This window comes from Williamsia muralis, assembly GCF_051487485.1.
GTDB classification, from domain to species: Bacteria; Actinomycetota; Actinomycetes; order Mycobacteriales; family Mycobacteriaceae; genus Williamsia; species Williamsia muralis_B.
In genome coordinates, this window is sequence record NZ_JAHVCV010000011.1 from 151,955 (window position 1) to 161,267 (window position 9,313).

Below are 9,313 nucleotides of genomic sequence, written 5' to 3' on the forward strand. Positions count from 1 at the left end.
TAAGGCGGGACCACTGCGCTGGCGGGGACCACCGTCGGGCTGCGTTAGGGTTCCACCGTTGCCGCCGCGGGGCCGGCGACGTTCTGGTGGGGACCCGAACGGGAAGCATGGGGGACGCTTATGAGTAGGGCAGCAACGCCGTCTGAGGCACCGACCCACCGCCCCCCTGCCGAGTTCATTGCCGCGGCAGCCAAGGTGCTGCGCGCCTACAAACTGGATGCGATCGCTGAGCTGGCCGAACGAAAACTGTCCGACGATCGGCAGGTGCGGTCGGTGGTGGTGGTCGGTGAGGTCAAACGCGGCAAGAGTTCGCTGGTCAACGCGTTGGTGGGGCGCCGGGATTTAACGCCAGTGGGCGTTGATGTCACCTCCACCATCCCCGTCGCCGTGACTCCGTCAACCGCTGAGAATCCACCAGGGCAGGTGCACCTGTTGTTTGCCGACCACACCCGCCAGGTGAATGCGGCAGAGCTAGTCGACTGGGCCACGGTCGATGGCCGGCACGTGGTCGATCCGCAGGTCGAGTCGTTGCCGACGCGGGCGGTTCTGCCGATCACCGGCAGCGCCTTGGGCGAGGTCACCGTCGTTGACACCCCCGGTGTCGGGGGGTTGGATCCGGCGTCGGCGCAGCTGGCGGTGTCCTCCGCCCGGCAGGCGTGCGTGGTAGTGATGGTGTGCGATGCTTCCACTCCGTTGACGGCTCCGGAGATGGCATTCATCAAAGACGCGGGGTCGTCGGTCGACGCCCTGATCGTGGCAGTGACCAAGACCGACAAGAACATTCGCCGGTGGAAGGCCGTCGTCGCCGATAACCAGCGGCTGCTGCGTGAACATTTGCACCGCGAGGTCACGGTGCTGGGGGTCTCCAGTGTGCGGGCGGTCATCGCCGCCGAGATGCCGCCCGGCCCACAGCGTGAGCACACCGAACATTTGTGCGGCATTACCGCCTTGCGTACCGAGATAAGAGCACGGCTCCACGTGGCCGCGCATCTCCCGGCCCGCGATGCGCTGCGCACCACCGTCGAAGGTTTGCGCACCGTCCACGCTCAGATCACCGCCGAGCTCGCTGTCGTCGAAGGGCGGGGGGCGAGTGTTCCGGACCTGACCGCTGAACTCGACCGGTTGGGTGAGCTCAAAGACCATCAGCGCCAGTGGGAGCAGTATCTGACGCGGGATCTGACGATGATACGCGGCCGCGCCATAGAAGACTTGGACCGGCGGCTCGATGAGATCCGCGACCGCTGGACCACCCGCATCAATAAGCAGGGCATGGAGGTGCTGCGGCGGCATCCGCAAAAATTCGCCGCCGACATGCTCACCGACCTTCAACTGGCCATGGCCGACACCCTGGCCGGGTACCTCACCGCTCTCCACGACGAGGTGGTCGCACCCCGGCTGGACTCGCCCATCGTGTGGGGCGAGATCCGCGATCAAATCCTCGACGCGTTATCGGATCGGCGAATCGAGGCCCATCAGGTCGCATCGAAACGCCAAGGGCTGTTTGATCCGTCGATGCTGACCATGGGCGTAATGGGGTCGTCGGTGATCGGAGGGATGATTGGCTTGTCCACGGTGATCGGGGTCGGGGCGGTCGTGGGCACCGTGTGGGTGGGCGTCAACCTGGGGTTTCGGGCGATGCGGTCGGGGAAGACGAACCTTTTGATTTGGCTGCGGGAAACGTTGGGCACCACCAAGATCGCCACCACCCGATTGCTTGATCAGGCGATGGCCCAGGCCCGCCCCGAGATCGTGCTGCGCTACCGCGAACACCTACGTGTCAGCATCGAGCAGCTACAGCAGCAGATCACCACCACCCAACACGCCGCGACCGCCGACGCGGCCACCCGTGAGAAGAACGTTCAACGCCTCACCCAGAACGCGGCGATCGTCGACAAACGCATCGCCGAAGCCGACACCCTCCTGGCCTGCCTCACCGGCCCATCCACACCGGCTGGTTTTGGTGGTGAACCCGCATGAGTGCTCCTGGGGGTCCGGATCCGATTGTTGCGGTCCTCGATCAGGGTTTGCATGCCCTGGCCGGGTTGGGCGGAAACCTTGTTGCCGAAGCCAATCGGATCGGCAGCATCTTGTGGTCCCCGCCCCGGGTGGTCATCGTCGGCCGCCTCAAAGCCGGTAAATCCACTCTGGTCAACGCTCTGATCGGGGCGCCGGTCGCCGAAACCGCCGCTTTGGAAGCCACTCGAGTGGTCGCGGTCTACCAAGACGGTGCACCCTCACGCGCCGAGGTCGTCGACCTGGACGGGCACCGCCACCCCGTCGCGGTTGGTCGCGGTCAGGTCAGCGACCTGCCGGTGCCGGCCGAGCAGATAGCTTATTTGCACCGGTGGCTGCCCTCGGCCGCAATTCGGGATCTCACTTTGATTGACACCCCCGGCCTGGCCACGCTGACCACCCAAAACGAGGCCGCGACCCGGCGGGTGTTGATCGATGGGTTCGAGCAAACCCGCACCGCCTCCGTCGATGCCGATGCGGCGGTGTTCTTGTTCGACTCCACCCCGAGAGTCGATGAGGTGTCCTTCCTCAAACAACTTGGCTTCACCCCCCTCAACACCCTCGGGGTGTTGTCACGGGCCGATGGGTTCGGGGAAGGGGCGTTGGGTCGGCGTGATCCGCTCGCCCACGCCGCCGACCATGCCGCCGTCCTGGCCCGTCAGCTCGCCGACACCGTGACCACCGTCATCCCGATCTCCGGGCTGATGGCCCAGACCAGCCGCACCGGGTCACTCACCGAAACCGACGCCCAATCGATCGCCGCCCTGACCAGGTTCGGGCCGTTGGAGCTGATCGAACTCCTCGAAGCCGACCACCCCGCACCGCTGACCCCACCGGTGCGCGATCGGCTGCTAGATCTGGTGGGCGAGTACGGACTGAGCAACGGCCGCACCCTCGCCGCACAGGGCGCCGCCCCACTGAACCACTGGCTCACCAAACGCTCCGGCATCGCGGCACTGTCCCAGGTGCTGCACAACTCATTGGCGCAATTCGCCGGCCTGCAACGAGCCGCCCGGATCCTCGGGCAGTTCGATCAACTCGCCTACACCCACCCCGCCCGCGACCATATCCGGGCAATCGCCCACCAGGCCCGCACCCACCCCGCCTTGCGCCCGGTCGCCTTGTTCGGCGACCTGCACCGAATGCTCGAGGCCGACCCCACCTCCCCGCTCGTCGGTGAGCTCCGCCGACTCCTACAGGGCACCACCCCGGCGGCCCGCCTGGGTATGCCGCCGAACGCCTCTGCCGAGCAAGTCCGGGCTGTTGCCCGGAGCAAGCTCGCCGACGCCCACGCCCAAGCGCTCTCGACGATGACCTCGGCCGAAGACGCCGCCCTGATCACGTTGATCGCCACCTACACCGACCTGGCGCAGTGAGCACCCAGCGCCGTGAGGTTCACCCGTGGCGGGAACTTCTTACTGGGGTGGCGCATCCAAGACTGCGGCCCGCCCCCTCGGTGGGGTTCTTGTGAGCGGAGAAGGACACCCGGATGACTGACTGGCTGCTCGGTATCGATTTCGGCACCTCCAACACTGCGGCGGCGCACTCGGGTGCCACCAGTGGTGCGGTGGAGACGTTGGCACTCTCACATACGAGCAACGTGATGTCCTCGGCAGTGTTCGTCGACACCCCCGACCGGATCGCGGTCGGTGATGTGGCGATCAACAGTGCAGAGCGCAACCCGGCCTCGTTCGTGCCGTCCCCGAAACGGTTGATCGGTGGCCCGTCGATGATCGAGGTCAACGCCTACAGCCTGCCTGCCTATGCCCTGGTCGGGGCGGTACTGCGTAGTGTCCTGGCCCGCGCCGGGGCTGCACACGCCGGCCAGCCCCCGGCCCATCTTGTGCTGACCCACCCCGAAGCGTGGTCCCCCACCCAAATCCAGGTGCTGCGTGATGGCGCGGTGTACGCCGGCGCCGACCCCGCACGGATCAGCACAATCTCCGAACCCCGCGCCGCGGCCCAGCATTACAGCCGCAGCCACGCGGTCGATCCTGGTGCGAAGATCGCGGTGTTTGACTTCGGTGGCGGCACCCTCGACATCGCCGTGTTGGCCGCGACCGGTAACGGGACCTTCGATGTTTTGGCCGCCCGCGGCGATAACGGTTTGGGTGGCAAGAACTTCGACGCCATGATCCGTCGTTGGGTCGAAAATCAACTTCAATCGAGCAACCCCGCGCTGCTGGCGTATCTGCGCCAGGCACCGGTCGGGGTGCGCCAGAACCTTGACGACTCGATCCGCAAAGCTAAGGAGCTGTTGTCCGAAGCCCCCTCGGCCAACATCACCGTGGCTGGCGGCGGGTTTCACGACACTCTGCAGATCACCCGCGACGAGTTTGACGAAATGATCGACCGTGGCCTGGATCGGGCGGTGGAGCTCACCCGCGCGACCCTGGCCGACGCAGGGCTAGCTCCCGGACAACTATCGGCCCTGTATCTGACTGGCGGCACCTCACGTATCCCGTTGGTGCATCACAAACTCGCCCAACTCGGTCCGATCGCTACCCTGGATGACCCGAAAACCGTGGTTGCACAGGGCGCGTTGACAGCGTTTTCTGCCACCGCGCAGTACGCTGACACCCAAATGCAGTCGGTGATCCCCACCGCCACCGACCTTCTGCCTCCCCAGGCAACCGCATCCGCCGAGCCCACTCGACCTGGCAGGCGGAGAGCTGTCCGTGCGGCGATGGGCACGGCCGCAGCCCTGCTGCTCGCCGCGGTCTTGACCGTCGTCCTTACGACCCGAAATGGCAACTCCCCCACCGACACCGCGAACCCTGAGCCCTCCGGTCCTGGTCAAACACCGGCCACGACGATCACGGTGGCCACCACCCGGGAACAAGTCTTCGCCGGACTTCCCGCCGCGATCGCCGACGACTTGGAACGATGCCGCTCGAACGGAACGACCAAGAATAACGGTCTCGAGCTGCAATGCACCTTCAAAGATGGCAGCCCAGCCATCGCCGGGGTCGCGACCGACCCTGGCATCTTCGTCAGCATCGATAAGAACGAGGCCGCACAGGACGTCCTGGGCCTCCGCGACGGTTTCGGGAGCGACGACAAAGGCGAATTGGTCGAGAACACGAATCGTACTGCCGCCGCGTCAATTACAGCACCCCAGACAAGCGGAAGGTCACACCTAACTTACGCCAACAACACCACCGGGGTTCGAGTGTCGATGACGTCACTGCTGGGCATCGACGGCGGCAAGACCTTCCTCACCCGCACCGGACTCATCAACTAACCCTCACCGATTTCGCCGAACACCTGACGCAGTGGCTGCATCGAGCACTGTTGCGCCCCAAATCGATTTCGGGAAACTATTTCTGTGGAAAGTGTTTACCGCACAGAAGAGAATTGATGAAACGAATTGTCGCCAGTTGTGTTCGCTGTCGGCGCGGCCGTCGCAATCTCGATGGTAGGGGCCGGTGCTGCCTCCGCCTCAGCCGAAACTTTCACCTACGGATCCCAACTCGACGGTCAAACCACCCCAATTGATCTACCAAGAGCAGTGGGCCCGCAAACAGTTCGAAGCCGAGCAGCACGTCAAAGAACTCAACGCTTGCGGCGAGCTGGCACCCTACCCGGCACCGGCCCCTACCACTCGGAGTGCACCAACGTCGGGGCACGTAGCAGTACTCCGAGAGCTTTCCTCGCTCTCCCGGCGGGGACTCTGGTGCTCGCTGGCGAGGGGTGAGCCGGGCACCACCATCACCATCCCATAGGGCCGCACCCACACCCATGGGGGTAGAGGCCTGACTGCATTTCTCGAACGCAATTGTCTGTTCGCACTGCGCCGGAACATTTGTTGCCGGCCAGTGCATCAAAGACTCCAGCAACCCCGAGAGCCGCTCGGCCATCTGATGAAAGGGCCCACCATGTCGAACTCCAGCCAGCCAACTGTGACCGGCGACCCCGCAACTGCCACGTACGTGCCGGCCAGCGCTCCGGGTACCGAACCCACCGCCCCGACACCGACTCCCGCGCCCACCCCCACCGACACCCCGGCCAACGGGGCTGTTCCGCCGGCCGACGTCGCGACCGAGCCGGTACCCGGTCAGGCCGGATATTTTTCGCCCCGCGATGTCGATGGTGATGGCCTGGTCGATGTCATCCACGCTGTCAGCGAGGAAGGTATCTCCCAGATCGCTCACGTCGACACCGACGGCAACGTCACCCTGCTCGAGGAGGACCGCGACGGCAACGACACCTACGAGACGGCCTTGCGCCCGGATGCGGACGGATCGGTGCGCGTGGCTACGGACACCGACGACGACGGCTACGTCAACCAAGCGGCCTACCTGAACGCCGACGGGGATCTAACCCGCACCGAGGTCATCGAAGACGGTGCGGTGGTCGAAGCCCTCATCGACACCGACGGAGACGGTAGCCCGGACGTAGCAATGTACGACACCGACCAAAACGGACAAGCTGACACCGTGGTCCGCGACACCGACGGCGACAGTGTCACCAACGACATGCTCGTCGACACCGACGGTGATGGACAGCTCGACGTCTCCGCCTCCGATGAGGACCTCGACGGTGTCGCGGATACCGTGACCAGCGACACCGACCTGGGCGACATCGCCGACTACGCCGCCCCCGCACCCGACACCGCCGCTGACGACATCAACAGCTAACCGCGGGCACGGCCAGGGCCCAGCAGTCCGGATGACAAACTCTTACAGTGGCGGGAACATTTCCGGCGCAGTCAGCATCTAACGCCCTGCCGCACACCCACCGCACGGCATGCATAGATGAGGAGCACGTGATGGCCGAGGACGAGTCGATCCTGGCGTCGCTGGGCCTAAGCCCCGATGACAAACTCCTCGACGCTCCCGACGCCGTCTGGGACGCTGCGATTACGGCAGCACTCGACCCAGCAACCCGGTCCTCCGGTGCCGATACTGTCCCGATCATGGACGATCAACCCGTGGTGCCCGACGACGAAGAGGCTTTCGCCGTCGAGGTCGTTGCCGAGGACCAGCCCGGTAGCAACCCAAACACCGACCAATCCCATGACACTGACCTCGACAGTGCGGCTGAGAGTGACGACGCCGATCTACCCGTGCTAGACCACAATTCGCTCGGAGACGCCGGACAACACCACCACAACGCGGCGGACACCGACGCGATCGATCTGTAGAAACACGCACCCACACCGCGGCGCGCAGGGGGGTGTCGCTACCATCGCCGCAGTTGATCGGGTGGGAAGTCGGGGGACTCAAGTGGATGAATCAGTGCTGCTTATGCAGGCGCGCGGGGGTGACGAGCACGCATTCGCCGAGCTAGTCGGGCTCTACCGCCGACGAATCTGGGGAGTGTGTCTGCACATCGTCGGCGATCACCAAGAAGCCGAAGACGCCCTCCAAGACACCCTGGTCTCGGCGTGGCAAAACCTCGACCGCTTCCGTGGCGAAGCCCGCTTCGGCACCTGGATCCACCGCATCGCCGCCAACAGTTCACTGATGATCGTGCGCCGACGCAAAGCGCAAACCCAGCTCGTCGACTTCAACGACCCCGACCAACCCACCCTCATCGACGACACCGGAGCCCCGCGGTTCGATGACAACATCGCTAACCGCGACGCACTTCGCGTCGCCCTCGCCGCTCTACCTGAGGACTTTCGGGCCGCGTTGGTGCTGCGCGAGTTCGGCGACCTGAGCTACGTCGACATCGCCGAACACCAAGGCATCGGTATCGCGACCGTCAAATCCCGGCTCAACCGAGCCCGCACCCAACTACTGGCACAGCTCGCGGCCACGTCCGACCGGTAACAGATTCCTGACGGCGGCGAGCGCAACGCGATGAATCCTCGAGAGGTCAAATTCCGCGCGCTGTGTGAGGCCTCGCAAGACCAGTGGGCGTTGATTACCACCGGACAGTGCCATCGCCTCGGGATCAATCGCCAGGACATCGCCCAATTTCACCACCGCGGGACACTGACCACCGTGCTGCGCGGGGTGTACCTCGCCCACGACGGGGCCCGAGATACCCACCCCCATGATGATCCGGTGATTATGGCCCGCGCCGGGTGGCTAGCACTTGGCCCCACCCAGTGGGCACGCGACCGTCGCAGACAGTCCCGGCCCGATGCAGTGGTCGCACACTCCACCGCCCTAACCGTGCTGGGCATCGCCGCAGCCCAGCAGACCCGACCCGAGCTCCTCATGTCCAAACAGGCCCGCAAAAGTCACAACGGAGTGCTGGTGATCGAGTCCACCCATCATTTGGACTGGCACCACAATGCCCTAGTTAATGGCTTACCCGTACAAACGATTCCAGCTGCGATCGCCGGCCTCATCAACAGCCGCCAAAACCCGCCCGATCTGGAATACGTGGCCGCAGCACTACACACTTGCCTCTCGGCGGGGATCGAGCACGACACCCTCCTCGACACCGTCGCAAACGCCGCAGCCCGTCACTCTGTCCGCCACATCGATATCCGACAAATGCTGGTGGAGTTCGCCGTTCAAGCCGGGCTCGACAGAAATCAGGCAAGCAGCGCGCTGCTATCAGACCGATGGAATCAGAGACTTTCGGCGCAGCAACTACAGGTCGCCGTCCGCGCAGTTCTCGACGAGATCGCCGACGCGTGCACCGGAGTTATCTCGGCCACCGAAGTTCTCAACCACTTAGCCTCCGTTACCGATCCGACCGACCCACGCCGACTCGTGCGTTGCGCAGTACCCGACTGCGCAAACCGGCCGTGGCACACCGGGCTGTGCCCCGTACATACACGCGCACGCAAGCGCACGATCGCCACGACAACTCCTCCCATCGCCACCAGGTCTGGCCACGGCCTATACGGGATCCTCGACGACGACGGCGAGACGGTCGCCTGCCATGAATGCGGCGCTCGAATGCGCCAACTCACCGCCAGCCATCTCGCCACCCACGACCTCACCACCGAGGACTACAAAACGACCCACGGCATCGACCGCTCAGTGGGGCTAATCGCCAGCAACACCCACGCAACCTACGCCGACCGCGCCCATCGCACCGGGGCCACCGAACGAATCAAAGCAGCTCAGGGGCTATCACCACGATCGTCACCGCAGCGCAAAGTCCGGGGTTCGCCGCCCTGCGCCCTTTAAACTGCCGACGTCGACCCCGGTGCCGCGTAGAGACCTCAAATCAAGCCTCTCGCCGGGACTGTTTCTTAATCGGTGTTTTGGCCCGACACGCTGGGTGAATGCTCAGCGGGAAGGGTGCCGTGATGACGACACTAGATGATGTGACGAAGAAGAAATCGACACCACCGTCGGCCGAGGAGGCGGCGGCAGCTGAGCTGGTGCGG

7 protein-coding genes are annotated in these 9,313 nt (G+C 64.8%); all 7 read left to right on the top strand.

What is annotated here, in order from left to right; genetic code table 11:
- The first annotated feature begins 120 nt into the window (after positions 1 to 120).
- Positions 121 to 1,977, top strand: a complete 1,857-nt coding sequence (locus KXR83_RS24300; RefSeq protein ID WP_116916770.1) for a dynamin family protein — start codon at positions 121 to 123, stop codon at positions 1,975 to 1,977.
- Entirely contained in the window at positions 1,974 to 3,389 is a 1,416-nt protein-coding gene (locus tag KXR83_RS24305; RefSeq protein ID WP_023957061.1) for a GTPase, read from the top strand. Before KXR83_RS24300 ends, KXR83_RS24305 begins: the two co-directional genes overlap by 4 nt.
- Before the next feature lie 113 nt (positions 3,390 to 3,502).
- Positions 3,503 to 5,257, top strand: coding sequence for an Hsp70 family protein (locus KXR83_RS24310; RefSeq protein ID WP_023957063.1), 1,755 nt, complete (start codon positions 3,503 to 3,505; stop codon positions 5,255 to 5,257).
- Between the two features lie 634 nt (positions 5,258 to 5,891).
- Positions 5,892 to 6,653 (top strand): hypothetical protein, encoded by a 762-nt coding sequence (locus tag KXR83_RS24315; RefSeq protein ID WP_023957065.1) that lies wholly within the window; start codon positions 5,892 to 5,894, stop codon positions 6,651 to 6,653.
- 131 nt (positions 6,654 to 6,784) lie between these two features.
- On the top strand, positions 6,785 to 7,159 hold the full coding sequence (locus KXR83_RS24320) for a hypothetical protein (RefSeq protein WP_051406454.1): 375 nt from the start codon (positions 6,785 to 6,787) through the stop codon (positions 7,157 to 7,159).
- Positions 7,160 to 7,241: 82 nt separating this feature from the next.
- Positions 7,242 to 7,790 carry an RNA polymerase sigma factor gene (locus KXR83_RS24325; protein WP_116916771.1) on the top strand — a complete coding sequence of 183 codons (549 nt, stop codon included), beginning with the start codon at positions 7,242 to 7,244 and terminating at the stop codon, positions 7,788 to 7,790.
- Between the two features lie 426 nt (positions 7,791 to 8,216).
- On the top strand, positions 8,217 to 9,110 hold the full coding sequence (locus KXR83_RS24330) for a MucR family transcriptional regulator (protein ID WP_437427054.1): 894 nt from the start codon (positions 8,217 to 8,219) through the stop codon (positions 9,108 to 9,110).
- Positions 9,111 to 9,313 lie beyond the last annotated feature (203 nt).

Bases quoted from the DNA above. Each gene is read 5' to 3' on its own strand.
- KXR83_RS24315 (WP_023957065.1), top strand. From the start codon at position 5,892: ATGTCGAACTCCAGCCAGCCAACTGTGACCGGCGACCCCGCAACTGCC.
- KXR83_RS24320 (WP_051406454.1), top strand. From the start codon at position 6,785: ATGGCCGAGGACGAGTCGATCCTGGCGTCGCTGGGCCTAAGCCCCGAT.
- KXR83_RS24310 (WP_023957063.1), top strand. From the start codon at position 3,503: ATGACTGACTGGCTGCTCGGTATCGATTTCGGCACCTCCAACACTGCG.
- KXR83_RS24300 (WP_116916770.1), top strand. From the start codon at position 121: ATGAGTAGGGCAGCAACGCCGTCTGAGGCACCGACCCACCGCCCCCCT.
- KXR83_RS24305 (WP_023957061.1), top strand. From the start codon at position 1,974: ATGAGTGCTCCTGGGGGTCCGGATCCGATTGTTGCGGTCCTCGATCAG.